Consider the following 22,820-nt stretch of genomic DNA (forward strand, 5'->3'; position numbering starts at 1 on the left):
ACTAACATGACTCATGCGCGTCATTGCATTATCGACCCTCAAGGCATTCTGGGAGAACTCTTCAAAATATGACGACGCGGAACAGCCGACGTTGGTCTGGTACCGACACGTCCTTAAGGCCGATTGGGCATCGCCAGCAGACGTGAAGTCCCAGTTTGGTAGCGCCACTATCCTTGCGGATGGGCGTGTCGTGTTCAACATCGCCGGGAACAAGTATCGGGTGGTGGTGTGGATCAACTACGCGTACCGCGTCATTTATGTCCGCTTCATTGGAACGCACGCGCAGTACGATCGGATCGACGCACAGACGATTTGAAGGAACGTAGAGTATGGAAATCAAGCCGATCAGGACCAAAGCAGACTATAAGGCCGCTCTCAAGGAGATCGAGTCGCTGATGGGCGCTCGCCGCAATTCCCCGGAAGGCGAGCGCTTGGATGTGTTGGTTACCCTTGTGGAGGCACACGAGCGCAAACACTTTCCGCTTGAGCTACCGGATCCGATCGAGGCCATCAAGTTCGCGATGGATCAACAGGGCCTGAGCGTGAAGGATCTCGATCCGATGCTGGGCCGCTCGAACCGGGTCTATGAAGTCCTGAACCGCAAACGACCGCTGACGCTCAAGATGATCTGGCGACTGCACAAGGAGCTCGGCATCCCCGCCGAGTGTCTGATCAGACCGCCGCAGCAGAGCGAGGCTGCCTGAATCACCGCGCTGGCAAATCGTATTGATCCAGAAGTTCTTCAGGGCACCATCCAGGACGGACAGGTATGAGTGGCGGACGATCGCGCGTCGGTGCAACTGGATCCGAAAACCATTCTGGCATCGAAGCCCGAGCGGAGCTGAGGTCGGGGCTGCCGCCAGCGCGGCAGATCACCATAGTTAAAGCCCTGATCCCCAACGTGTTCGCCTTCCCGCGGTTGTCGTGCATCGCTGCCGGGAGCGTAATACAATGGCCGGATGAAAACTCTTACTGTGCGACTTCCCGAGGCGTTGGTGGCCGAGATTGAGGCGGAGTCTCGTGAACGCCGGCGCTCCAAGTCCGACGTGATTCGCGAACGCCTGACCCGTGCAGAGAAACCGCGGACAAAAGCGCGATTGCCTGACTCGATTGCCGACTTGGTCGGTTCAGTGCCCTCGTTGTCTGCGGACTTGAGCCAGCGGAAGAAGGCGTATTTGAAGAGCACGGATTATGGCCGGAAACGTAATCGTTGATGCCGGCTTCCTCATCGCTTTACTGAGCCGCCGCGATACCCACAACGCTTGGGCAGTGGCTGAATCGCCTAATTTTCCCTTGCCGTGGCTAACTTGCGACGCCGTTCTTTCGGAAGCCTTTCACCTGCTCGGAGCGCGCGGTTGGAGCGCTTTGGCCGCGCTTCTCCGGCGAGGCGCGGTAATCCCGACATTTGATCTTGGTGGTGAACTCGACAGAGTCCTGACTTTGATGCAAAAGTACTCGAGCGTTCCCATGAGCATCGCGGACGCTTGCCTGGTCAGGATGACGGAAACACTGTCCAATCCAATCATTCTCAGTACCGATAGGGACTTCCACGTGTATCGTCGCCACAGCCGGCACGTTGTGCCTTGCAGAACTCCCTATTGATGGTGGCGCATGACGGCAACCTCGCGGAGCATCGAGAGAGAGGGCATGGATAGCAATGAGCGACGGCGGCCACGCTGCGTGGGTCTGGTGGCAACAGGTCGGCGACAAGCTCGCGCGGTCGCACAAGCTCATGGTCATCGATCCTCCGCAGGCGGGCACTGGCCGGCCTCGCCGCTCGCAACATGCAATTGCAAGTCACCGTCCAGGACGGACAGGTGTGGGTGGCGGACGACCGCGACTCGGTGCCACTGGATCCGCAAACTATTCTGGCGGCAAAACCCGAGTGGAGCTGAGATCGGCGTTACAGCGGCGTGTAGGATTCCGGCGTAATTTGATGGCCGAGATATGGCGGCGTACTATCGTGGAGATTAAAAAAAGGAACTAACCCGGTTCCGGAGTGGGTGTGTGTTTCTATGCTCCCGTGTTACTTGAACGGGGGCTTCCTTTCTGAACTGACACGTGAGGTCCGATCAAAATGCCAATATTGAGACGCCAAGGTTGGAGCCGGCTAGCCGTCGTCTTGACGTTGGCATGGATCGTCGGAGTAGTTGCATATACGGCCGTTGTTTATCAACTGCGGTACTCTGAGTTGTCGGCACTGGGAAGCGGTATCAGCCCGAGCACCCGCCAGGCAGTAGGCCACGAAGGGTTTTTGGTGAAGTGCACTGAGGCTGAATCACAGGGCTTGTCGTGCGGACTTCGCTACAAAAACCTTCTGTGGCTTATCCTCGCGCCCCTTGGCGGCGCGTGGATTCTTGTGCCGGCGACGGTCATTGCCGTGAGATGGATCCAAGAAGGATTTCGCCCAGGCGACAAAGCAATTCACCCCGACGCCACACCACTAGAGCTTGGCGAGTTCATTACTCAAAGCCTCTTCGCGATTTTTCACGGCCTTGATCAGGCGAACCAGCGTGTTATCGCTGAAGGACAGACGCCCGAGTCTCTATTCTTTCTGAGATACAGTCCAGACAAGAGCACGGGATCGGCCATAGAGTTCGATGTCGGAGTCATAGCTATGGCCGACACAACGAGTTATGCCAAAGCAGCGTTTAAGGTCGCAGTGTTTGAGGGAGCCCTCGGGCAAGCGTCTGCAACAAGCAGAGGGGCAGTGTCACGCATGAAATTTATCGTCTACGCCAAGCACTGGGACGGCTTGAATGGCCCGCGGTCCGCCGAAAGAAAAAATGTATAGCTTTACCCGTTGTTAACGAGCATCCGCCCCGCAGTCGGCGCAGGAAGAAACATGATGCACTCTCCAATCAGGGCACGTTCATTCGTCGCAACTCTTGGCATCCTGGTGGTATGGCTCAACATAGCCGCTGGCTGTGGAGGGCATTATGAGGTGCGAGAGAAAATCGATAGGACGCGCTACAAAACGGTGTACGTCGAGAAATTTGAAAATGATGAGTTTGACATGAGGCCGCGCCTCGAACAGCAAATGGTGGTTCTCGGTTTCGAGACGACTGGGGAAAAAGCGAAGGCAGATCTGACGCTCGTGTGGCGCTACACTCATGCCATGTTGGGCACCAATGCGTCAGTTCGTTTGGTGAACGCGGAAGGCAGGACGGTCTACCTTGGCGAAGGGGACAACCCGGGATTCGGCACTGCATTGAACAAGACGGGCGCAGTCTGGGGGTGCTTCGAGAGAGCCCTTGGCGGGTTAAGGTAGCAGCACGCATAGAACTCGGGTATCCCCCAGGGGGGGCTAGGGACAGGTGCTTACCTGCTAAAGCGACCGTACTCCGAAAATTGTGATCAAAAGATATTCGTGAAGTCAGTCAGTCTGAATTGGTGTCGGTGTTTTTTGCTTGCGCTCGTCGATCTTCCCATGCGTTCTTGATTACTGCGGCAATCCATCCGAGTTCCCTTCCGATCATAGACCCGGCCACGACAAAGGCGATAAAGACGATGAAAGCCATGACGTAGTTGAAGGCGAAGAGAATCCCGCTGCCCAAAATCCACAGCAAGATTGCGTAAACGAAGAAAGCGGCGTAACGCGGGAAGACGGTACCGGCTACGATGAAAGCGACTATGGGGGCAAGAGGAAGAATCCAAGGTCCCCACCCGGTCCCGACGATTCCGCCCACCCAGTTATCAATCCAAGTAAATATGCTTGCCCCGATGGCTTCAACCCATTTATCCAAAGGTCGCAAGAGGTTGGAAAATGCAGGCGCGTACACGATAAATAATATGACGCCCCCGATAATGCCGAAAGGATTTCCACTCTCCCTCGCCATCCAGCGGTCGATGCGAGTTTGTCTTAAGCGCTCACTTTCTCGGAGTTTGAATTCCGCCCATTCACTGGGATTCAGCTTGGTCTGGGTTCCGTCCCAGTTGGTAACAGTGGGGTCACGCCAATTTGCGGGCGCCCAGCGTTTGAATGCTTGCAAACCGAGCAACACGAATATGAAGATGTACCCCATGGTGTCGAGCGCTCGTCCCCAAGTACCCCAGCGCCAGCTATCCGTTAACTCGAATAGATAGTCCAGCGGCAAAAACAAGAGGAACAGAACTGCTGCTACCAGCGCACCGCCCACGACCATGTAGACAGGGACGAGCAATGCCAGCCCTAGCCATTTGAACAGGCCAAGAAGTTGCGCCGGGAACCCGCGAATCCTTTGCAGGCGAGTATTCATCGCGATTTTCTCCAAGGTCTCCGGTTCACTAAACACTCGCTGCTCGTGATGGTAAAGCGCGTTCAAGCTACTCGCTGGCGGCTGTGTGGTCAATGCCAGTGACTTCCCAGGTTGCGGAGTAGTTGCGTTGCCGGTAGCGTGCAAGAGCCAAGCAAATAGGGGTTTTAGCTTCCACCAGTTTCAGTGGAGTTGTATCAGCGCCGTTCAAGACACTGAAACAACCTCAATCCAGTGCCCAGATTCATCCTGTCTGGCACTCTTGAGGGGATTCGAACGCCTCCCTCTCTCTTCGCGCCGCAACAGAACATGCTATGAAAAGCGTCATGCTGCATCCGATATTCCTGTGGATAGGGGAGGCATCTGCGGCTTAAGACTCAACAAGTATTCACCGCAAAGGACGCCAAGGACGCGAAGGAATACCGGGAGAAAATAGACCACGACGGGAGAGTACATAGCCTGCCAGCTCGGGCTCACGAGAACTGTCGTTTGTACCCTTCCTTGCTTTTGACCTGGACATTCCTTCGCGTCCTTGGCGTCCCTTGCGGTGAATGTTTTTCTTTAGTGGACACCACCCGCCAGGGCGACTGTTAGACGCCTGCGATGTTCCGCGCCATAATGGCCGCTCCGCTTCGATCCAGGCCAACCGATCATGAGCGCAACTTCCCTGACTTCCCTCGATACGCTCGCAGCGTCAATTCCCGACGGCGCAGTGCTTGCCGTGCCAAAGGATACTTCCGGCGTGGCGATGGCCGCGACACGGGCGCTGGCGCGCCGCGGCGTGCGCAATCTGCATCTGGTCTGCGTGCCGCAAAGCGGCTTGCAGGCGGATCTGCTGATCGGCGCCGGCGCGGTGACGACATTGGAAACTTCGGCGGTCACCATGGGAGAGTTCGGCGCCGCACCGTGCTTCACCGCGGCGTTGCGCAACCGCTCGCTGCGTATCATGGATGCGACCTGCCCCGCGATTTACGCCGCACTGCAGGCCGCCGAGAAAGGTATTCCCTTCATCCCGCTGCGCGGCATCATCGGCACCGACGTGTTGCGCCATCGCACGGACTGGAAAGTCATCGACAATCCGTTCGCCGCCGGCGATTCGATCGTCGTGCTTCCGGCAATCCGGCCCGATGTCGCGCTGTTCCATGCACGCTGCGCCGATCGCGAGGGCAACGTCTTCATCGGCAGGGAACGCGAGGTGCTGCTGATGGCGCATGCCGCGAAGACCACGCTGGTCACGGTCGAGGAAATCGTCGACGGCAACCTGCTCGACGACCCGGCGCGCGGCGGCGCCGTGCTGCCTTCCATCTACGTATCGGCCGTCGCCGTCGCGAAACGCGGCGCCTGGCCGCTGGCTTTTGCCGATCTGTATCCGATGGACGATGCGGCGATCGATCATTACATGACGCTGGCACGCAGCGCGGAAGGCGTCGCGCGGTTCCTCGCCGAGTGGGACAGCGGCGTGCAAGCCGCGGCATGAGCGAATTCAGCCGGACCGAGCTGCTGATCGCCGTCATCGCACGCCTGTTGCAGGGTTGCGCCCATGTGGCGGTCGGCGCTTCTTCGCCGGTAACCGGCGCGGGCGCACTGCTTGCGCGTTCGCAATCCGCCGGCGCGATGCGCGTCACCGTGCTCGGTTCGCTGAAAAACAATTTCTTCACCAGCGGCGGCGTCGAACTCTTCGATCTTGCCGCGCAGGGCAGGATCGACGCGTTCTTCCTCGGCGGCGGGCAGATCGACGGCCAGGCCAACATCAATCTGGTCGGCACCGGCGACTATCCGGATACAACGGTGCGCTGGCCGGGTTCCTTCGGGTCGGCGTATCTGTACTTCCTGGTGCCGCGGGTCATCCTGTTCCGCGAAGAGCACACGCGCAGGGTCATGGTGCCGAAGGTGGATTTCATCAGCGCGCCGGGCGTGAGCGACGCCGGCGTGCATCGGCCCGGCGGCCCTCACGCGCTGCTCACCGGACTGGGATTGTTTTCCTTCGACCGCGCGCGCCGCCGCTTCCGGCTGGAGAGCGTGCACCCCGGGCACAGCATCGAGGAAATCCGCGACAACACCGGCTTCGAATTCGACTGCCCGGCGCAAGTCCCGGCCACGCCGGCCCCGGATGCTTCCATTCTGGCGGCCATCCGCAACCGCATCCGCGGCGACATAGCGGAAACCTATCCGCACTTCGCAGCTGCCCTCTCGGCCGCCTAGCTGTTTTTTTTGGATCGGCCGACTTTCATGTGGATCGAAAGTATGTTTGCATTGGCTTCCGGGATAGGCGCAGCAACGCGATGAGTATCCTCATAAATCTAAAACATTCACCGCAAGGGACGCCAAGGACGCCAAGGAAAACGAAGTAGAACAGGCCTCGACGGAAGTATGCAGTGCCCGCCGCTTCGGGTTCACGGGTGGCTCTTTGTACTTTCCATGTCTTTGACTTTCCCTTGCGTCCTTGGCGTCCTTTGCGGTGAGGTCTTTTTGACTCTCACGCCCAACTTGCCTGTCTTCAATCTCGGGAAAGTCAGACGCACCTCTTTTTAATGGGCGAGGACCGCCGCACCCAGCATGGTCAGCCCGGACACGAGCAGCAAGCCTTCGATCAGCAGACTGAACTGTTCGGCCTTCAGTTTGAGCACCAGCCGCTTTGCCACGAAAGAACCGACCATCAGCGAGCTGCCGATGATCAGGCCCTTGGAGAATATGTCCATGGGCAGCGCCCCGAAGCTGCGAAACACGATCGCCTTGCTCGTATAGACCGCCAGCGAGCCCAGCGCCTCGGTCGCGAGGTAAGCGCCCTTGACCAGGCCCAGCGCCAAAAAGAAAGGGGCGTTGATCGGACCGGTCGACACCACAATGCCGGTGATGTAGCCGACCAGCGCCCCGGCCAGCGCCAGTTGCCAGAGATTGATGCGCAGATTGTGCCCGGCCAGCCAGCGCCGTGCCGGAATCACCGCCAGGAAGAACAGGCCCATGGCAATCTCGATCCAGCGCTGCGGGATGGCCAGCAGCGTGGACGCTCCCAACGCTGCCGCCGGAACACCGGTCGCGGAATAGGCGGCGAACGCGCGCCAGTCAACGTCCCGCCACCACACCAGCGCGCGCGACGCGTTCGCCAGCAGCGCCGCCACCGCCATGATCGGCACCGCTTCGCGCGGACCGAACAGGATCACCAGTACCGGCATCAGCATGATCGACGAGCCGAAGCCGATGACCCCGCCGAGCGTGCCGGCCACCACGCCCAGGAGCAGTACCGCCAGCAGATCCAGGTGCAGGAACATTGCGTCCTTTTCGTCCAGGCGAGCCGAATCCGTCGCTGGAGTAAAATGAAATCATCTTAACGTTTGTGCAACGACTCGCAGGCGCAATCGAGCTTGCGCCGCGGCCCGATTCCAGGCGCAGCGTTCACCGACCGAACCAGGCGCGCCATGGAACTGCGGCAACTCGAATACTTCATCGCCATCGCGGAAACCGGTGCGTTCTCGCGTGCGGCCGTTCGCCTCTCGGTCGGCCAGCCGATCCTGAGCCGGCAGATGAAGGCGCTGGAACAGGAACTGGGCACCGAGCTCTACCATCGCACTGGCCGCGGCATCGTGCTGAGCGAAGCCGGAAAAATTCTCGAACAACATGCGCGCGGCGTCCTCGAAACCACCGCCGGTGCGCGGCGTGCGATCAATGCGCTGGGTTCCGCACCGGCCGGCCGCGTGGTGATCGGCATGCCGCCTTCGGTCGGTGCGGTATTGACGGACTCGCTGGTGCGCCAGTTCCGCGCCGAATTTCCGAAAGTCTCGCTCGGCGTCATGGAAGGCTTCAGCGGCCATGTTCTGGAATGGCTGACGACCGGGCGTATCGACGTCGCCGTGCTGTATAACGCACCGCGCACCAGCGCGCTGGTGACCGATCCGCTGCTGACCGACGAGTTGTTCCTGCTCGGCCCGGTCGGCGATCCGGCCGGGGCCGGCAACGGTGACGTCGCCGCGTCGCATCTCGCCAGGATTCCGCTGATTCTGCCGAGCCGGCCTCACGGTTTGCGCGTACTGGTCGATGATTTCCTTTCGGGAATCGGTGTCGCACCCAACGTGCAGGTGGAGATCGACGCGATGCCGTCCACGCTCAGCCTGGTCGAGGGCGGCATCGGCTATACGATCCTGTCGTATTCCAGCGCACACCATTTGATCGAAGCGGGCCGCATCAGGAAGTGGTCGATCGTCGACCCGACGATGACGCGATCGCTGGTGGTCGCGACCTCGACGCAACGGCCGGTGACCAAGGCCGCCAGGGCCCTGGTCGGTTTCGTGCGCAAACAGGTCGACACGCTGGTCGAAGAAGGACGCTGGGCGCCGAGAAGTTAGTTCGGGCTGAACCACGGAGGGCACGGAGAACACGGAGAGAAAAATATCGGGATTTTTATTGGGCACCAATCGATGTATCGACGACAATATTTTTATTCGCGCCCCGATGGGTTCGTCCCGTCTGTTCATTTGTTCTTTATCTGCCTCGCTGTTGCTTTTCCTCCGTGTCCTCCGTGGTGAATGGTTTTGACTTTCATCCGATAGGATCGGCGTCGAGCCGCACGATCCAGTCTTCCATGCCGGCACGCGCGGCAGGATAACGGTCCATCACCAGCGGGTCGTGCCCGGGAATGATGTGCCGGGGCGATGTCGCCAGCCGGCGCAGGGTGTTGAATCCTTCGAGCATGTCGTTGAGATTGTAGAGAATCGGGAAAGCGCGATCCTGCTCCATGTGCGCATAGAAATGGCTGGCGTCGGAAGCCAGCACAACCCATCCCCTGCGCGTGCGCACGCGCACCGACTGCATGCCTTTGGTGTGCCCGCCGATATGATGTACCTCGATGCCCGGTGCGATCTCGGCCGGTCCATCGTGGAACTGGACGCGCTGGTCGAACACGCACCGCACCATATGCACCACGTCGTCGGCCTCGTAGCCGTGGCGCATCATGCCGTGGCACATGCAGCGGCCGGTGGCGAAATCCATCTCCTTGTCCTGCAGATGGTAGCGGGCGTTGGCAAACAGCGGAATATTGCCGGCGTGGTCGTAGTGCATGTGGGTGATGATCACGTCCTTGACCTTCTCCGGCTCGATGCCCAGCGCCTTGACGCCTTCCGCGACCGGCCGGACGATCTGGCGGTTGCGCTTCTTCGCCATGGTCTCGTTGAAGCCGGTGTCCACCACGATGCTGCGCTCTCTGTTCGAGACTACCCAGACGTAGTAGTTCAGCGGCATCTCCGTGTCGTGCGCATCACCGCCGATGAAGTTATCCGGCGAACGGCGCATCAGCCGGGCGTATTTGATCGCGTAGATTTCGTAAGATTCTTCCGTCATCGTCCTGCTCTCCCGCGTCTGTTGCGTCGATGGCAGTTTACTTCTTCTCGTTGCGATCGAATTCGGCAAAGGTTTCCTTCGCCACGCGGAAGGCGTCCACTCCCGCCGGGATGCCGCAGTAGATCGCGACCTGCAGCAGCACTTCGCGGATTTCGGCCCTGGTCACGCCATTGCGTAATGCGCCGCCGATGTGCATCTTCAGTTCGTGCGGCCGATTCAGCGCGGAGAGCATCGCCAGGTTCAGCATGCTGCGGGTTTTCTTCGGCAGTTCCTCCCGGCCCCATACCGCGCCCCAGCAGTATTCCGTAGTGAGCCTCTGCATCGGCATGTTGAAGTCGTCGGCGGCGGCAATGGATTTTTCCACGAACTCGGCGCCGAGCACGGACTTGCGGATTTCGAGACCCTTCTTGAACAAATCGTCATTCATTTCTAATCTCCTGAATTAAAGAACTACAGCCAAAACAAATCTCAACGCAGATACCCTACGTGCGTAGCACGTCGGAGTACCCTTTTAGGCGCAGAGAACGCGGAGGACGCAGAGGAAAGGAAAAAGAACAACGAGAATTGCATGCGGTTCATACCGATACTCCACGATACCCGTATTTCATCGCTTTCTCCGCGTTCTCTCTCTTCCCTCTGCGCCCTCTGCGTCAACGCTCTTGATCTTGCATTTTGCTTTACGGTTTTGGCCAGATGGGCGCAGAGATAGCGTCCTTGGCCGGATACACGGTGATGGGCACGCCTTTCTGCCATTGCACGATCAGCAGGCTGGCGCCTTCGCGCCGGCCGTTGTCGTCGAATTTCAGCTTGCCATTGCCCGGAAAAAAGCTCGCAGGTCCCCCGGTCAGGTTCATCGCGTGCAATGCGTTTGCCACGGCTTCGCGATCGGCCTTTCCTGCGGCTTCCAGCGCGGCCTTGAAGATCCACATGTCCCCGTACGTCGTCACGAAGTGCTGGGTCGGCCATGGCTCGGCGGTCTTCTTCTTCACTTCGGCGACGAAATCCTTCTGTGCGCCGGTGGTCCAGTTGGCGACCACCGCCATCACGCCTTCGAGTTGCTCGATGTTCATGTTGTTGCGCAGATCCGGATCGAGGATCGCCGCGCCGTTGGAGATCGTCGGCAGCTTGCCGCGCCCGAGGCCGAATTCGTTCATTTTTTCCAGCAGCAGCTTCGCATCCGGAATCGCCGTCGGCAGCAGCAGCAGGATATCCGGCCGCGCCGAGCGCAGCTTCTGGATCAGCGGCGTCGCATTGGCCAGGGGCGGCGTGAAGGTCTCGTCCACTACCAGCGACAGCCCCAGCTTGGCGAGCTGGTGATCGCGCATCGGTTTGACGAATGCCACCGAGGCGGCGGTGTTGTCCATCACGATGCCGATGGTCTTCGGTCGCTGCCCGGACGCCTTTTCCGCCATTTCCAGCAATGCCGGCAGCGAACCTTCGGCCTGCTGCACGCCGGTCGCGGAAGTCTGGAACACATATTTGAAGCCGCGCGAGGTGATCAGGTCCGAATAGGAAAAGGTGACCACCGGCAACTGGGCGCGCTCGGTAACCTCGGTGACGGCCAGTGTAAACGAACTCAGATACGCACCGGTGGCCACGACCAGGTTCGGCGAGTCGGCGACCATGCGCTGTGCGGCGTTCTTCGCTTTCTCGACGGTATCGCCCGCGTCGAATACGCTGAGCTTCAGTTTCGCGCCACCCAGCGACTTGATGCCGCCCTGCTGATTGATCGATTCGATCGCCATGTCGGCGGCTATTTTCATTACCTGGCCTTGGCGAGCCCACGGGCCCGACATCGGTGCGATCAGCCCGACCTCGACCTCCCTGGTCTGCGCAGAAGCATCGAACATCGCGACCAGTGTCGCCGTTGCCAGCACCAGGCCGAGCGCCCGCTTTCCCTTCGAGATGATTGTGTTTCGCATGCTGTCCTCCTCCGTTCTTGTTGACTGCTACATGCCGAGATACGCCTGGCGTATCCGGTCGTTGCTTTTCAGTTCGTCGTGGCTGCCTTCGAGTACGACGCGTCCGGCCTCGAGCACGTAGCCACGGTCGGCATAGTGCAGCGCCTCGGCCACGCGCTGCTCCACCAGCAGCACGGTCAGGCCCGAGTTGGAATGGATGGAAACGATGCGTTCGAATATTTCATCGGCGGCGGCCGGCGCCAGTCCCATCGAGGGCTCGTCGAGCATCAGCAATTTCGGCGACGACGCCAGGCCGCGCGCAATCGCCAACATCTGCTGCTGTCCGCCCGACAACGCCCCCGCCTGTGCCTTCGCGCGCTCCGCAAGCACCGGGAACCCGCTGTAGATCTTTTCCAGATTCTCTTTCCACGCGCGACGGCCCGCTTCGGTGTACGCGCCCATCTCCAGGTTTTCCAGCACCGTCAGCGACGCAAACACCTGGCGGCCTTCGGGAATGTGCGCAATGCCCAGATGCGGCCGCGACGACGGCGCGACCGCCAGCAGATCCCTGCCTGCGAATCGGATGTGGCCTGAAGTCGGCCGGACGATACCGGAGATGGTTTTGAACAGCGTCGTCTTGCCGGCCCCGTTGGGGCCGACGATCGCCGCGAACTCGCCCGGCTTCACGCGCAGCGTGACTGAGTTCAGGACCGGCACCGATCCGTAGCCGGCACTTAAGGAGTCGATCTCAAGCATTCGCGATCCTCCAGCGCTTGCCGAGATAAGCATCGATCACCGCGGTATTGCGCGTGATGTCTTCGGGCAGCCCTTCGGCCAGCAGCGCGCCTTCGTTGAGTACCACGAAGCGATCCACCAGACGCACCATCGCCTGCATGGTGTGCTCGATGATGACGATGGTGATGCCGTGCGCCGCGAGCTTGCGGACCACTGCAATGACTTCCTCGACTTCGCCCGCCCCCAGGCCGGCCAGCGTTTCGTCGAGCAGCAGCAATCTGGGTTTGCCGGCCAGTGCGCGCGCGATCTCCAGCAGCCGCAACTGCTTGTTGGTCAGCGCTCCCGCCGGTTGCTGCGCCTCGCCTTGCAACCCGACCTGGACCAGGGCCTCCTCCGCCACGATACGTGCCTTTGAGTCCGACGCCGCATTGACGTAAGCACCGACCACCACGTTTTCCAGCACGCTCATGCGCCGGAACGGCCTGACGACTTGAAAGGTGCGGCCCACTCCCGCCGCGCAGATTTCGTAAGGCCGGCGGCCGACGATGTCCTTGCCCTCCAGCAGGATCTGACCGTGGTCGGGCCGGATGAAGCCGTTCAGCAGATTGAACAACGTGGTCTTGCCGGCGCCGTTCGGTCCGATGATGCCGAGGATCTCGCCATGCATGACCTGGATGCTGACGTCGCGCACCGCCTTGAGCCCGCCGAAAGCCTTCGACGCATTGCGCACTTCGAACACGATTGCGCCGTCCGGATTCTTTTTCCTCGCCGGCAGCGCGACAACGATCGCGCTCGTCCGGCCGGCGACCGGTGCCTCCTGCGTGCGACGGCGCAACACGATGTCCTTCACCTTCCAGAACACGCCCTCCGGCGCCAGCAGGATCACGGCGACGATCGCCACGCCATAAACCACGCCCTGGATGCCCGGAATCACATTGCCGAGTTTCGCGTGCAGGAATTCGCTCAGCGGAACCAGCACCAGCGCGCCGATCACCGGCCCCCACAGCGTGCCCACGCCGCCGAACATCGCGACGATCAGCGCCTGCGCCGAGACCAGCATGCCGAACACCGCCGGTGGCGTCACCACCAGCAGCACGACTGCGTAGAATCCGCCCGCTGCGCCGGCCAGTGCGCCGCTCAGCGTGATCGCCTTGAGCTTCCACGCCAGCGTGCGAATGCCGGCGGCTTCGGCGGCGGCTTCATCCTCACGGATCGCCACCAACGACATGCCGAAGCGCGAGCGTTCGACCAGGCTGGTCAGCACCATCGCCCCGATCATCAGCGCCAGTGCAAACCACACGTAGATGCGGTGATCCTCGAATTGCATGTAAGCGAAGGCATGCTCGCGCTGCATCGGCAGCGCCAGTTCCTGGTAACCCAGCCACTCGAACACGTAGAGCAGCGCAAGCGGGTACGCCAGCATGGCGAGCGCGAAATAGTGGCCGCGCAGGCGGAAGGTCGGAATGCCGACTACCAGGCCCGCGAGAGCCCCGACGACCGCGGCACAGGGAATGCCGAGCCAGGGCGACAGGCCCCAGTGAATCTGCGCCAGCGCGACGAAATAGGCGCCGAGGCCGAAGAACGCGGCATGGCCGAAGGACACGAAGCCGCTGTATCCGCTCAACAGGTTCCACGCGAGTCCCATCACCGCCCACACCGGCACGACCGCGAGGATCAGCAGATAGTAGGAATGCTCGACGAACGCAGCGAGCAGGCCATACGCCACGGCAAATGCCGCAATCAGCAACGCCTGGCGGCGCCAGTTAGTTGCGAGAGAATCCGTGCCCGGCACGTCAGGTCCTCCTCATCGCCGTGCCGAACAACCCTTGCGGACGCAGCAGCACGATGAACAGGAAGACGACGAAGATCGCGGTGTTTTGCAACTGGTTCGGCAGGAACAGTGTCGACATCTGCTGCACCAGGCCGATGGTCAGGCCGCCGAGGAAAGCGCCCGACACGCTGCCCAGGCCGCCGAGCACCACGCCCGCGTACATCACGATGACGTACTCGAGACCGACGTAAGGCTGGAACGACGTGCCGGATGCCAGCAGTCCGCCGCCGATGGCGGTGATCGCCACCCCGAACCCGAACGCGAGCCGATGGGACTGGGCGACGTCGATACCCATGTAAGTCGCCGCCTCGGGATTGTCGGCCGCGGCGCGCAGCGATTTCCCCAGCCGCGAACGGCTCATGATCATGACGAAGGCGAGCACCACGACGACGGCGATGGCCGCGGCGACCGTCTGTCCCTGGTTGACGAAGACTTCGATCCTGTCGCCGTACAGCGGGCCAAGCGCCCAGGCGTTGGAGGCGAGCGGCGTCGAAATCGAAACCGGCGTCGAGCCGAACAGGTAGAGGCCGCCGTTCTGCAGGATCAGGGCCAGGCCGAGCGTCAGGATCAATTGCGCGTAATGGCCTTCCGACTGCAGCGTGCTGCCGTGCATGCCGGTGACTTTGCTGATCAGCAGCCGGTGCACCAGTACGCCCGCGAGGAAGATCACCGGCCCCGCGATCAGGGCGGCGACGTATGGTCCGACCGTTGCGCCGAACATCGCATGGATGCCCAGCACGCCGAAGACATAATAGGCTACGTACATGCCGAGCATCATGAAGTCGCCGTGGGCGAAATTGATGACGCGCATGACGCCGAAGATCACGCTCAGGCCCACGCACATCAGCCCGTAGATCGACCCGGTCAGCAGCCCCGCGATCAGCGCCTGCAGGAAGTTCTCCAGGAACTGCGACACGCTCAACCGTTCCCGCGCAACAGCGAACTCAACCGCCCGGCGTCTTCGCTGCGGTCCAGTGCCTCGATGCAATCTTCTATTTCCTGCGCGCGCGTCTTGCCAACCGCGCCTTCGACGGCCAGGCGGAAGCGCTCCCGCACTTCGGATGGCGTGGCATTGACGACGTCTTCCAGCCGCAGCCGCTGCGTCGCGCCACCGGTCTCGCGAACTTCCACTTCGCCGCCCTGCTTGCCCGGATAGGCCCGTGTCATCTCGTCGTCGACTTCGAGCGTCATCAGGCCGATCAGCTTGTGCAGCCGCGCGTCGTTCAGTAGGTTGAAGTTCTTCTCCGATACCCCGCCTTCGATCAGCGCGGCCGCGACGTTGTACTGGATGCTCATCTTGGCCTGCAGGATGTGCGCGAACGGCCCCGTGTAATCGCAGCCCGGATACAGCGCGCCGGCGCGCGGCACCCGCACGGTGATCGACGCGATGCGATCGATCGCCGATTTGCCGGCACGCGCAATCCTGAGTGCCGCCTGGCTTGCGGTCTGCGCGAAATTGCAGGCGGGTACCGGCTTGTGATAGACGGACAGGATTTCCGGCGCGCCCTGGAACAACTCCACCTTCGATGCCGCCGAACGCTTCTTCAATGCGGCGAACAGCCCTGCCTCGCCATCCAGCGCGGACGGCGACGCGAAGGCGCCGTTTTCGGCGAGACGAACCGCGGTCACCGCATTGCGCGCAGCAAAGCCGGCATGAAAGAACATCTCGCTGCCGCCGGTGTGCGCCCATTGATTGAATCCGACGGTGGTATTGGCGCCGAGCGCGATCGCGCTGGTCGCCTGCTCGATGCTCAGTCCGAGCAGGCGCGAACCCGCCGCCGCGGCCGCGACCGGACCGGTGATGCCGGTCGGGCGGTGGATCTTCGCCACGTCCGCATCCATCACGGCACGTCCGACCTGCCCGCCCACTTCATAGCCGGCTACCGCGGCGGCGATGAAATCGCGCCCGCTGACGCGGCGAACCTGCGCCAGCGCCAGCAAGGCAGGCAGCACGACGATACCCAGATGGCTGATGCTGCCGGCGTGCATGTCTTCGCGTACCAGGCCGTGTCCCATCACGGCGTTCGCGAACGCAGCATCACCGCAGGTCACGGAGCCGGACGAACCGATGATGGTCGCGCCGCCGGCTTTGCCGTCCACGTGCTCGGCGAGTTGCGCCGCCTGCCGGCTCCAGGGCAGATCGCGCGACTCGAAAGCGCAGCCGATCAGATCGACCAGGCACAACTTCACCTTGTCCGTCACTTCGGCCGGCAGATTTTCCGCCGACACGGCAATAACGGATCGCGCGATGCGCGCGGCGAGCGGCTCGTGGGCTTCGAGGATGACGGGGTTATTCATCGATCGGGTGGCAGGCGGCATGGCAGTCTCCCTCGGCAGGGTGGAATCGACGTTTGAATGATGAAGCGCAATGCACTCGCTAGCCGCGCACTTCGACACCGGCCCACGACTCGACGACTTTGCACATCGAGGTGAAATCCGAGTCGGCGCCGTACATCGCGTTGGTGACCGCGAGCATCTCGCGCACGGCGGCGCCGCAGACCATCGGCACGCCGAGCGCCTCCGCTTCGTCGATGCACAGGCGCACATCCTTGTACGACAGGCCGGTGGCAAAACCGAAATCGAAGGTCCCCGGCAGCACCGACTTGGGGAATTTGTCCTGCGAGGCGCTGTTGCGTCCCGATCCGGCGTTGAGTACGTCGAGCATCACCTTCGGATTGAGTCCCGCCTTGACGCCCATCACCATCGCCTCGGAAGTCAGCGCGATGGCGGCGGCGGCCAGCAGATTGTTGGCGAGCTTCATGGTCTGCGCCTGGCCGGCGCTTTCGCCGAGATGGAAGGGCTTGCCGAAAGTCTTGAGGATGGGCTCCAGCTCCACGTAAACATTTTTCGGGCAGGACACCATGACCGCCAGCGTGCCCTCTCGCGCTCCCTTCAGGCCGCCGCTCACCGGGGCGTCAACGTAGACGATCTTGCGTTCCGCGAGACCTTTGGCGACCAGGCTCGCCGTTCGCGGTCCGATGGTCGAGAAGTCCACCACGCGCTTCACCCGGGTGCCTTCGATGACGCCGCCGGTTTGCAACGCCGCCCGCTGCACGATCTCCGGATTCGGAAGACTGAGAAACACCGTGTCGGCCTTGCCCGCGACTTCTGCTGCGGAGCCGGCGCGCCGTGCGCCCTGTTCTTCCAGCGCCGCGACCGCTTCCTCGGCTACGTCGTAGACGACGACCTTGTGTCCGTTGTTCAGCAGCCGCGCGGACATCAGTCCGCCCATGCGACCGACACCGATGAAGCCGAAAGTCTGTTGTTCCATGCCGCCCCCCGCTGATTTTATGCATGCCATGTTAACGGGACGCGCCGCGTTCAGCATCCCCGCTGCAGACATAACTGACTGATCATTCCGCGCATAACACGGGCGCTGCGGCGCAGCATCGCAGAAACCGGTGCGGGGCAATGCTTATCACGGGAAACGGGGGAAACGGATGCCGGGCAGGCCGGCGGGCGCACGCTACTGCGCGGAAGACTGATTCATGCCTGGCATCTGCAGCGACGGCGGCACGATCGAGGCGCCGAAGGACGGCGCTGCGTTGCCCGCTGAGGTTGTCGCTTGCACCGGCGGTGCCGCCGGGAGGTACACGAACTTCCAGTCCGCATAAGTCGACGCCGTATCGAAGTCGGGTCCCTGTGCTGCGGAACCTGAAGTTTTGATCGGCTTGCCGGTCGACAGGCTGTGAACACCCATGATGCCGCCGTCGGGTGCCGTAATCGTGCCCCAATCCGCGTCTGCATTCATCGGATCCCGATAGATGCGGCGTAAATAGCGGCGCGTGTCGGGATAGCGCGGATCTTTCAACAGGTCGCCCAGGCGTTTCGGAAACTCCTGCAGTCCTCCGGGCGAACGGTTGTAGTACAGCGCGATCGCTTCGCGAAAGGCGGCGCCGGCGAACAGCAGCTGCGCTTCTTTCTCACGCTGGCGCGTGGTCTGCCAGGATATGGCTACCGCCGCCAGACCGACACTCAGCACCGCCACGAAGAAAAGCAGCGACAGATAGGTGAATCCTCGCGGCAACCCGTTACCAGTCCCGGTATGCAGTCCCATCCTTGCCGTTTCCCGCAGCACCGCTCCTGACATCGAAGACGCCGCCCTTGTCCGTATCGCGCGGTGGCACCACCAGCCAGGTCGTCGTGCTGCCGGTGACCGGATCAATGGGCGCCGAACGCAGGTAGTGCCGCGTGACCAGATCCTCGATCTTGTCCGGATACTTGCCGGTATCGGAAAAATACTGGTCCAGCGACTGCCGGACCTGGAACAGGTTTTCCCTGAGCACGGTTTCCTTCGAGCGGTCGAGGCTGCCGAAGTAGCGCGGCACCGCAATGCTCAGGAGAAACGCGAGGATGGCGAGAACGACGAGCAATTCCACGAGCGTGAACGCTCGTGAGGGGCGAGTAAAAGCCCCAGAGCGTTTGACGTTGCCTAGCCCCTCACCCCTAGCCCCTAGCCCCTGCCTTTCCTCACCATTCCCTATACGCAATCCCATTCAATCCCCTACTATTCGACAGCGAATACACGTCGTACACGTCCTTGCCCTCCTTGGGCGCATTGGGCGGGCTTGCGTAGCTGCGCTTGCCCCAGGTCTGCTCGGACGGCGCGGCGGGATCGGAGAAGAACGGATCGCGCACCAGCCGGCGCAGGAAATAGAGCTTGCCACCGCTCGCGCTCTGCGCGTCATCGATGCCATCGACCAGCGCCCGCAAGGTTTTCGGATAGCCGGAATCCCCGGCCTCGCGCTTGATCCTGCCTTCGTCGAAGGCCCGCCGGTAGGCATCGAGCGCTCCCCGGATCTGGCGCAGCGCGATGCGCAGGTCCTCCTCCTTCTTGCGCTGCACCGATACTTCCGCGAGCGGCAGGCAGATGCTCGTCAGCACCGCGATGATCGCCAGCGAGACGACGATCTCCATGAATGTAAAACCGCGCTGGCTTGCGCGAACTCGCATGGATCACTTCGCGATCGAGACCGCGAATGCTCCCGGAACCGCGACATTCGCCGATGTACCCGAGGGCGACAGGGCCGCGACCGACAGCACCCGCACTTCCGACCTGGGTCTCGACACCCGGGCGCGGAAAGTGATGGTTGCCAGTTCGCCCTGTCCCGTCGAGCCTTCCTTGTCGGAGCGCGAACTCCCGACGGAAATCCGTCCGCCCGGCGCATCGACTCGATTGGCAAAGTTGCTGCGGCCGTTGCCGAGCTTGAAGAAATCGCCCTCGGTAACGCTCACCACCTCGAGCGCGCTCGGATCGAAAGCCAGTTGCATCGGCACGCTTTTCAGCGCACTGCCGGACTTCATGACCAGAGTCAGATTGAACTGCTCGCCGACCCTGGTCTCACGGGGGCCGCTCCAGGTGAGCGAGACGCCCTCTCCGGCGGGCACCGCTGTTTCGGTAGCCGAGGTTGCCGCTGGAATCTCCGTCTTCACGTTCGTCACCTTGCGTGCCGATATCGCTGCCGAACTGACCGGATTCTTCGGCGTCGTCTCGCTGCCGGAAAGGAATGCCGATGCCGTTGCATGCGGCAGCGTCATGTTGCGCACCAGGTGCGGTGTGATCAGCAGCATGATTTCGGTCTTCTGGATGTCGTCCTTCTGGCTCCTGAACAAACGACCCACGACCGGAATGTCTCCCAGGCCCGGCACGCCGCTCGAGTTGCGCGTGTCCTGGTCGTTGATGAGGCCCGCGAGCACCTGGGTCTCGCCGTCGCGCATGCGCAATACCGCCGAAGCATTGCGCGTGCCGATCTGGTAAGTCAGCACGCCCGCGCTCTGAACCTGGCTGGATATGCTGGATACCTCCAGCGCCAGCCGAATCTCGACTTCGTCCTGGAGATGAATCGAGGGTTCGACCTCGAGCTTGAGACCCACGTCGAGATACTGCACGCTTTGCGAAGCGAATCCAGTCGCCGACGCGGTGGTCGTCACAACGGGCACCTTGCTGCCGATCAGGATATTGGCCTTCTGATGATTCAGCGACCGGATGCGCGGATTCGCCAGCAGGTTGGCCACCCCGGTTTCCTTCCTGAGATTGATGATCATGCTCGCCAGCTGCGCGCCGGTGGCGGCGGACGTAATCCCGGTAATGTCCCGCAGCGTCGTGATCTGGCCGTTCGAGGGCAATGGCGAAAGCGTCAACTGATTCGGCCACTGGATGCCCATCTCCTGGAGCTTGCTGCGCTGGACTTCGAGTACCTCGACATCGAGCATGACCTCGGGGGCGACGAGATCGTGCATCGCGATCAGCTTCTCCGCGATGGCGATGGCCTCCGGGGTGTCGCGCAACACGATCATGTTCATCTTGTCGTCGACGAACATTTCCGTGGGCTTGAGCACGGCTTTCAGCAGCTCCGCGGTCTGTTTCACGTCCGCGTAAGTGAGATAGAAACCCTTGACCGCAAGGTCCTGATACTGGCGCAGCTTCTCCGCAGTCACCGGATAGATCAGCACGGTGTTGCGATTGACGATCTTCTTCTCCAGTTGGTTGCTCATCAGCAGCAGGTCGAACGCGTCCTCGAACGCAATTTCGCGGGCGACGATGGTGGCGCGCAAGTCCGGCCTGACGTCACGGTCGAACACCACGGTGACGCCGCTCTCGCGCGATAGCACGTCGAATACCTGACGCAGGTCGGCATCGCGAAACTTCATGTTCAGCGGCGGCCCGTCGTACATCGAGCGCAGGGTCGGAATCGACGCCAGTTCCCGGGCGCGTTGCTCCTCGATCTGGCGCTTCAACTCCCGCGCCTGCCGGTGGCCAGGATCCTCCCTCAGTACCGTCTGGATTCGCAGCCAGGCGCCTTCGATGTCACCCTCGTCCCACAACTTGCGCGCCTGCGCAATGCTCTCGGCGTGGGCGCGGTCGCGGTCGATTTCGGCCAATCCGCTGCGCGCCCGCTCGTTGCCGGGGTCGATGCCCAGCGCACGCCGGCAGAGCTGGGCGGCAGGTTCGATGCCGCCGGCGGTTCGCTCGTCCGCCGCCTCGGCGAGCAGGCGATTCAATGCCCGTTCGCGCGCGTTGATGAGGTCGGTCCGAAGCTTGTAGTTCCCCGGCTGGTCCTTTATCTCCTGTTCGAGTTGCGCGATGCCTTCCTCGTATTGGCCCTGTGCCATCAGCGCCAATCCGTCCTCGTGCCTGGCGCGTTGGGTCGCGCAGCTGCCGAGTGCCAGGACCAAAAACACCAATGCGCTCGATCCTGCGATGCGTGCAATGGGATTCATTTGGGCTCGGGGTTCAGGGTTTGCCGTTCGTTGAATGGCAGGTAGACGATCGTCAACGTTTCGCCTGTTACGGATTCCAGTCGATACTCGTTGTCGATCGGCTCGCCGGCTCTTACCGAGAATGCCTCCTCGCCGCGCGACAACAGCACGGTCGGACCTTCCCGGCCTTCTATCTGGCCGACGTACTGGAAGGGCATCGGCGGAGCGACCGGCTGCGGCGCGATCGTTTCCCGCACCACGGATGGCTTGTTCCGGGACTTCGGCGCGAAAACATCGACACCGTCCGCGGCGGGCGGCACGCGCACGAGTTTCGCGACTTCGATGCGCGCCGGCGTCTCTGCGATGGCCACGGACGTCGCCTGGGTTTGTCCCACCGGCGCTGGCTTCGGCTCCTCGACCTGAATCGATCTGCCGTCGCCTATCACGGTCAACCCAATCGCGAGCAGCAGAGTGAAGCCCAAACCAATCCGTCGCTGAGTGACGGTCAGCATCATGTTCTCTGCCGCAGGTAGAGCGTGAACTGCATTTGCACGTCGACCCTGGCATCCGCGATTGCATGTCGTTGCAGGCTGATCTGGTCGAGCGACAGGTTCGGCATCTCCGTCAGCACCGCAGCCAGGAAATGCTTGAGCTGCGGATAGGTTGTGGTGGCGGGGACGGAAATGCGGTACTGGCCGAGTCGCGGACCGCGTTCGTCAATGGCGCGATAGTCGGCCTGCTGCAACGCCATTCCGTTCTTCTCGCCGATGCCGTGCAATTTCGCCAGCAGGCCGGTCAGCGCATCGTCGCCGGGGAAGGCTCGATAGAACGCATCGAGTTCGGCGGCAGGATCCGGCGCGCGCAGGGCATTCGCCGTGTCCCGGCGCGCCTTCGGCAAGGACATCTTCGCCTTGAACTCCGAGATCCGACTATCCAGCGGCGCAATGACGCCCGCGCAGAATGCGCAGGTCGCAATCAGCAGCCCGAGGCCGGCGACGCCCTGCCAGCCCAGCCGTTGCACGGCGAGCCGTGCCAGCCAGCGCAACCGGATCACGGCGTGATCCTCCAGTTGGCGGCGATGGCAAATGCCAGCGGATGCCGCGGATCTTCGCGCTTGACCTTGTGGCTCAGCAAGCGCACGTGCGCGAATGCCTCGCTCGCATCGAGGCGTTCCATGTATTCGAGCACGTCGGCGTAAGTTTGCGCCTCACCGTTCAACGTGATCAGGCGCTGCTGCGGTTGCGGTTGCACGCTCAGCAGCGCGACCCTGTCGATCGCCGAATCTTCGATACCCTTGAACAGTTCGTGCCATGGCAACGACAGCCTGCCGATGACCTCGTTGGCGTCTTCGACTTGCAGCAGCAGTCGGTTGCGATCCTCTGCGTTAGCGCGGACCGCGACGGCTGCCGCGCTCTGCCGTGCGGCCTTCACTGCGACTTGCTCCCACTGCCCCGCCCGGTCCGCCAATCCCGCGTAAAGGGTCGCCGCGGCACTGACCGCGAGCACGCCGATGCCGAGCAGGACCCATCCCAACCGCGATTTGCGCGCGCAGTAGTCGAGATCGATCTTTCGTATCATCGTCTGCTC

The 22,820-nt window shown here is 61.9% G+C and carries 27 protein-coding genes; 10 read left to right on the forward strand and 17 right to left on the reverse strand.

Going from position 1 to position 22,820, the window contains the following annotated elements; genetic code table 11:
- Positions 1–13: 13 nt before the first annotated feature.
- The 7 genes from HY067_02210 (at position 14) to HY067_02240 (ending at position 3,271) form a co-directional block, all read left to right on the forward strand.
- Positions 14–316, forward strand: coding sequence for a type II toxin-antitoxin system HigB family toxin (locus tag HY067_02210; protein ID MBI3526760.1), 303 nt, complete (start codon positions 14–16; stop codon positions 314–316).
- 13 nt (positions 317–329) lie between these two features.
- On the forward strand, positions 330–704 hold the full coding sequence (locus tag HY067_02215) for a transcriptional regulator (GenBank protein MBI3526761.1): 375 nt from the start codon (positions 330–332) through the stop codon (positions 702–704).
- Between the two features lie 291 nt (positions 705–995).
- Positions 996–1,214 carry a hypothetical protein gene (locus tag HY067_02220; GenBank protein MBI3526762.1) on the forward strand — a complete coding sequence of 73 codons (219 nt, stop codon included), beginning with the start codon at positions 996–998 and terminating at the stop codon, positions 1,212–1,214.
- A complete protein-coding gene (locus HY067_02225) occupies positions 1,192–1,602 on the forward strand; it encodes a type II toxin-antitoxin system VapC family toxin (GenBank protein ID MBI3526763.1) in 411 nt (136 codons plus the stop codon). Before HY067_02220 ends, HY067_02225 begins: the two co-directional genes overlap by 23 nt.
- 182 nt (positions 1,603–1,784) lie before the next feature.
- Positions 1,785–1,895, forward strand: a complete 111-nt coding sequence (locus tag HY067_02230) for a hypothetical protein (protein ID MBI3526764.1) — start codon at positions 1,785–1,787, stop codon at positions 1,893–1,895.
- A 296-nt stretch (positions 1,896–2,191) separates the two neighbouring features.
- On the forward strand, positions 2,192–2,794 hold the full coding sequence (locus tag HY067_02235; GenBank protein MBI3526765.1) for a hypothetical protein: 603 nt from the start codon (positions 2,192–2,194) through the stop codon (positions 2,792–2,794).
- Between the two features lie 51 nt (positions 2,795–2,845).
- Positions 2,846–3,271 (forward strand): hypothetical protein, encoded by a 426-nt coding sequence (locus tag HY067_02240; protein MBI3526766.1) that lies wholly within the window; start codon positions 2,846–2,848, stop codon positions 3,269–3,271.
- A 109-nt stretch (positions 3,272–3,380) separates the two neighbouring features.
- On the opposite strand, the gene HY067_02245 is transcribed toward HY067_02240, so the two are convergent.
- The gene (locus tag HY067_02245) at positions 3,381–4,238 is read right to left on the reverse strand and encodes a hypothetical protein (protein MBI3526767.1); all 858 of its coding nucleotides are present in this window, start codon (positions 4,236–4,238) and stop codon (positions 3,381–3,383) included.
- A 649-nt stretch (positions 4,239–4,887) separates the two neighbouring features.
- Between HY067_02245 and HY067_02250 the strand changes: the two genes are divergently transcribed.
- The gene (locus tag HY067_02250; GenBank protein MBI3526768.1) at positions 4,888–5,712 is read left to right on the forward strand and encodes a CoA synthetase; all 825 of its coding nucleotides are present in this window, start codon (positions 4,888–4,890) and stop codon (positions 5,710–5,712) included.
- Positions 5,709–6,437 carry a CoA synthetase gene (locus HY067_02255; protein MBI3526769.1) on the forward strand — a complete coding sequence of 243 codons (729 nt, stop codon included), beginning with the start codon at positions 5,709–5,711 and terminating at the stop codon, positions 6,435–6,437. Before HY067_02250 ends, HY067_02255 begins: the two co-directional genes overlap by 4 nt.
- 326 nt (positions 6,438–6,763) lie before the next feature.
- On the opposite strand, the gene HY067_02260 is transcribed toward HY067_02255, so the two are convergent.
- Entirely contained in the window at positions 6,764–7,492 is a 729-nt protein-coding gene (locus tag HY067_02260) for a sulfite exporter TauE/SafE family protein (GenBank protein ID MBI3526770.1), read from the reverse strand.
- 159 nt (positions 7,493–7,651) lie between these two features.
- Here HY067_02260 and HY067_02265 point away from each other — a divergent pair, with 159 nt between their 5' ends.
- Positions 7,652–8,575, forward strand: coding sequence for a LysR family transcriptional regulator (locus HY067_02265; GenBank protein ID MBI3526771.1), 924 nt, complete (start codon positions 7,652–7,654; stop codon positions 8,573–8,575).
- Positions 8,576–8,768: 193 nt separating this feature from the next.
- Here HY067_02265 and HY067_02270 read toward each other — a convergent pair whose 3' ends face one another.
- From HY067_02270 to HY067_02340, 15 genes are all read right to left on the reverse strand, one after another.
- On the reverse strand, positions 8,769–9,566 hold the full coding sequence (locus HY067_02270; protein ID MBI3526772.1) for an N-acyl homoserine lactonase family protein: 798 nt from the start codon (positions 9,564–9,566) through the stop codon (positions 8,769–8,771).
- 37 nt (positions 9,567–9,603) lie between these two features.
- A complete protein-coding gene (locus HY067_02275; GenBank protein ID MBI3526773.1) occupies positions 9,604–9,993 on the reverse strand; it encodes a carboxymuconolactone decarboxylase family protein in 390 nt (129 codons plus the stop codon).
- Positions 9,994–10,243: 250 nt separating this feature from the next.
- Positions 10,244–11,488 (reverse strand): ABC transporter substrate-binding protein, encoded by a 1,245-nt coding sequence (locus HY067_02280; protein ID MBI3526774.1) that lies wholly within the window; start codon positions 11,486–11,488, stop codon positions 10,244–10,246.
- A gap of 27 nt (positions 11,489–11,515) precedes the next feature.
- A complete protein-coding gene (locus HY067_02285) occupies positions 11,516–12,223 on the reverse strand; it encodes an ABC transporter ATP-binding protein (protein MBI3526775.1) in 708 nt (235 codons plus the stop codon).
- On the reverse strand, positions 12,216–13,994 hold the full coding sequence (locus HY067_02290) for a branched-chain amino acid ABC transporter ATP-binding protein/permease (protein MBI3526776.1): 1,779 nt from the start codon (positions 13,992–13,994) through the stop codon (positions 12,216–12,218). Before HY067_02290 ends, HY067_02285 begins: the two co-directional genes overlap by 8 nt.
- A gap of 1 nt (position 13,995) precedes the next feature.
- On the reverse strand, positions 13,996–14,937 hold the full coding sequence (locus HY067_02295) for a branched-chain amino acid ABC transporter permease (protein ID MBI3526777.1): 942 nt from the start codon (positions 14,935–14,937) through the stop codon (positions 13,996–13,998).
- A gap of 14 nt (positions 14,938–14,951) precedes the next feature.
- Positions 14,952–16,331, reverse strand: coding sequence for an MmgE/PrpD family protein (locus tag HY067_02300; GenBank protein ID MBI3526778.1), 1,380 nt, complete (start codon positions 16,329–16,331; stop codon positions 14,952–14,954).
- Positions 16,332–16,410: 79 nt separating this feature from the next.
- A complete protein-coding gene (locus HY067_02305; GenBank protein ID MBI3526779.1) occupies positions 16,411–17,304 on the reverse strand; it encodes an NAD(P)-dependent oxidoreductase in 894 nt (297 codons plus the stop codon).
- Between the two features lie 195 nt (positions 17,305–17,499).
- Positions 17,500–18,090, reverse strand: a complete 591-nt coding sequence (locus HY067_02310) for a type II secretion system protein (protein ID MBI3526780.1) — start codon at positions 18,088–18,090, stop codon at positions 17,500–17,502.
- Positions 18,065–18,529 (reverse strand): prepilin-type N-terminal cleavage/methylation domain-containing protein, encoded by a 465-nt coding sequence (locus tag HY067_02315; protein MBI3526781.1) that lies wholly within the window; start codon positions 18,527–18,529, stop codon positions 18,065–18,067. The genes HY067_02310 and HY067_02315 overlap by 26 nt, the downstream gene beginning before the upstream one ends.
- Positions 18,504–18,986: a type II secretion system protein gene (locus HY067_02320; GenBank protein MBI3526782.1), complete on the reverse strand. Its 483-nt coding sequence runs from the start codon at positions 18,984–18,986 to the stop codon at positions 18,504–18,506. The genes HY067_02315 and HY067_02320 overlap by 26 nt, the downstream gene beginning before the upstream one ends.
- A 3-nt stretch (positions 18,987–18,989) precedes the next feature.
- Positions 18,990–21,254 (reverse strand): general secretion pathway protein GspD, encoded by a 2,265-nt coding sequence (locus tag HY067_02325; GenBank protein ID MBI3526783.1) that lies wholly within the window; start codon positions 21,252–21,254, stop codon positions 18,990–18,992.
- Complete coding sequence (locus tag HY067_02330) at positions 21,251–21,745, reverse strand: hypothetical protein (protein MBI3526784.1); 495 nt, start codon at positions 21,743–21,745, stop codon at positions 21,251–21,253. Before HY067_02330 ends, HY067_02325 begins: the two co-directional genes overlap by 4 nt.
- Positions 21,745–22,287, reverse strand: coding sequence for a hypothetical protein (locus HY067_02335; protein MBI3526785.1), 543 nt, complete (start codon positions 22,285–22,287; stop codon positions 21,745–21,747). The genes HY067_02330 and HY067_02335 overlap by 1 nt, the downstream gene beginning before the upstream one ends.
- Positions 22,284–22,811 carry a PilN domain-containing protein gene (locus tag HY067_02340; protein ID MBI3526786.1) on the reverse strand — a complete coding sequence of 176 codons (528 nt, stop codon included), beginning with the start codon at positions 22,809–22,811 and terminating at the stop codon, positions 22,284–22,286. The genes HY067_02335 and HY067_02340 overlap by 4 nt, the downstream gene beginning before the upstream one ends.
- Between the last annotated feature and the right edge of the window lie 9 nt (positions 22,812–22,820).

The organism is Betaproteobacteria bacterium, from assembly GCA_016194905.1.
In the GTDB taxonomy this organism is placed as follows: Bacteria; Pseudomonadota; Gammaproteobacteria; order Burkholderiales; family JACQAP01; genus JACQAP01.

Bases quoted from the DNA above. Each gene is read 5' to 3' on its own strand.
- HY067_02340 (MBI3526786.1), bottom strand. From the start codon at position 22,811: ATGATACGAAAGATCGATCTCGACTACTGCGCGCGCAAATCGCGGTTG.
- HY067_02210 (MBI3526760.1), top strand. From the start codon at position 14: ATGCGCGTCATTGCATTATCGACCCTCAAGGCATTCTGGGAGAACTCT.
- HY067_02325 (MBI3526783.1), bottom strand. From the start codon at position 21,254: ATGAATCCCATTGCACGCATCGCAGGATCGAGCGCATTGGTGTTTTTG.
- HY067_02305 (MBI3526779.1), bottom strand. From the start codon at position 17,304: ATGGAACAACAGACTTTCGGCTTCATCGGTGTCGGTCGCATGGGCGGA.
- HY067_02310 (MBI3526780.1), bottom strand. From the start codon at position 18,090: ATGGGACTGCATACCGGGACTGGTAACGGGTTGCCGCGAGGATTCACC.
- HY067_02320 (MBI3526782.1), bottom strand. From the start codon at position 18,986: ATGCGAGTTCGCGCAAGCCAGCGCGGTTTTACATTCATGGAGATCGTC.
- HY067_02215 (MBI3526761.1), top strand. From the start codon at position 330: ATGGAAATCAAGCCGATCAGGACCAAAGCAGACTATAAGGCCGCTCTC.
- HY067_02330 (MBI3526784.1), bottom strand. From the start codon at position 21,745: ATGCTGACCGTCACTCAGCGACGGATTGGTTTGGGCTTCACTCTGCTG.
- HY067_02240 (MBI3526766.1), top strand. From the start codon at position 2,846: ATGATGCACTCTCCAATCAGGGCACGTTCATTCGTCGCAACTCTTGGC.
- HY067_02280 (MBI3526774.1), bottom strand. From the start codon at position 11,488: ATGCGAAACACAATCATCTCGAAGGGAAAGCGGGCGCTCGGCCTGGTG.
- HY067_02230 (MBI3526764.1), top strand. From the start codon at position 1,785: ATGCAATTGCAAGTCACCGTCCAGGACGGACAGGTGTGGGTGGCGGAC.
- HY067_02245 (MBI3526767.1), bottom strand. From the start codon at position 4,238: ATGAATACTCGCCTGCAAAGGATTCGCGGGTTCCCGGCGCAACTTCTT.
- HY067_02275 (MBI3526773.1), bottom strand. From the start codon at position 9,993: ATGAATGACGATTTGTTCAAGAAGGGTCTCGAAATCCGCAAGTCCGTG.
- HY067_02270 (MBI3526772.1), bottom strand. From the start codon at position 9,566: ATGACGGAAGAATCTTACGAAATCTACGCGATCAAATACGCCCGGCTG.
- HY067_02250 (MBI3526768.1), top strand. From the start codon at position 4,888: ATGAGCGCAACTTCCCTGACTTCCCTCGATACGCTCGCAGCGTCAATT.
- HY067_02300 (MBI3526778.1), bottom strand. From the start codon at position 16,331: ATGAATAACCCCGTCATCCTCGAAGCCCACGAGCCGCTCGCCGCGCGC.
- HY067_02225 (MBI3526763.1), top strand. From the start codon at position 1,192: ATGGCCGGAAACGTAATCGTTGATGCCGGCTTCCTCATCGCTTTACTG.
- HY067_02255 (MBI3526769.1), top strand. From the start codon at position 5,709: ATGAGCGAATTCAGCCGGACCGAGCTGCTGATCGCCGTCATCGCACGC.
- HY067_02315 (MBI3526781.1), bottom strand. From the start codon at position 18,529: ATGGGATTGCGTATAGGGAATGGTGAGGAAAGGCAGGGGCTAGGGGCT.
- HY067_02265 (MBI3526771.1), top strand. From the start codon at position 7,652: ATGGAACTGCGGCAACTCGAATACTTCATCGCCATCGCGGAAACCGGT.
- HY067_02285 (MBI3526775.1), bottom strand. From the start codon at position 12,223: ATGCTTGAGATCGACTCCTTAAGTGCCGGCTACGGATCGGTGCCGGTC.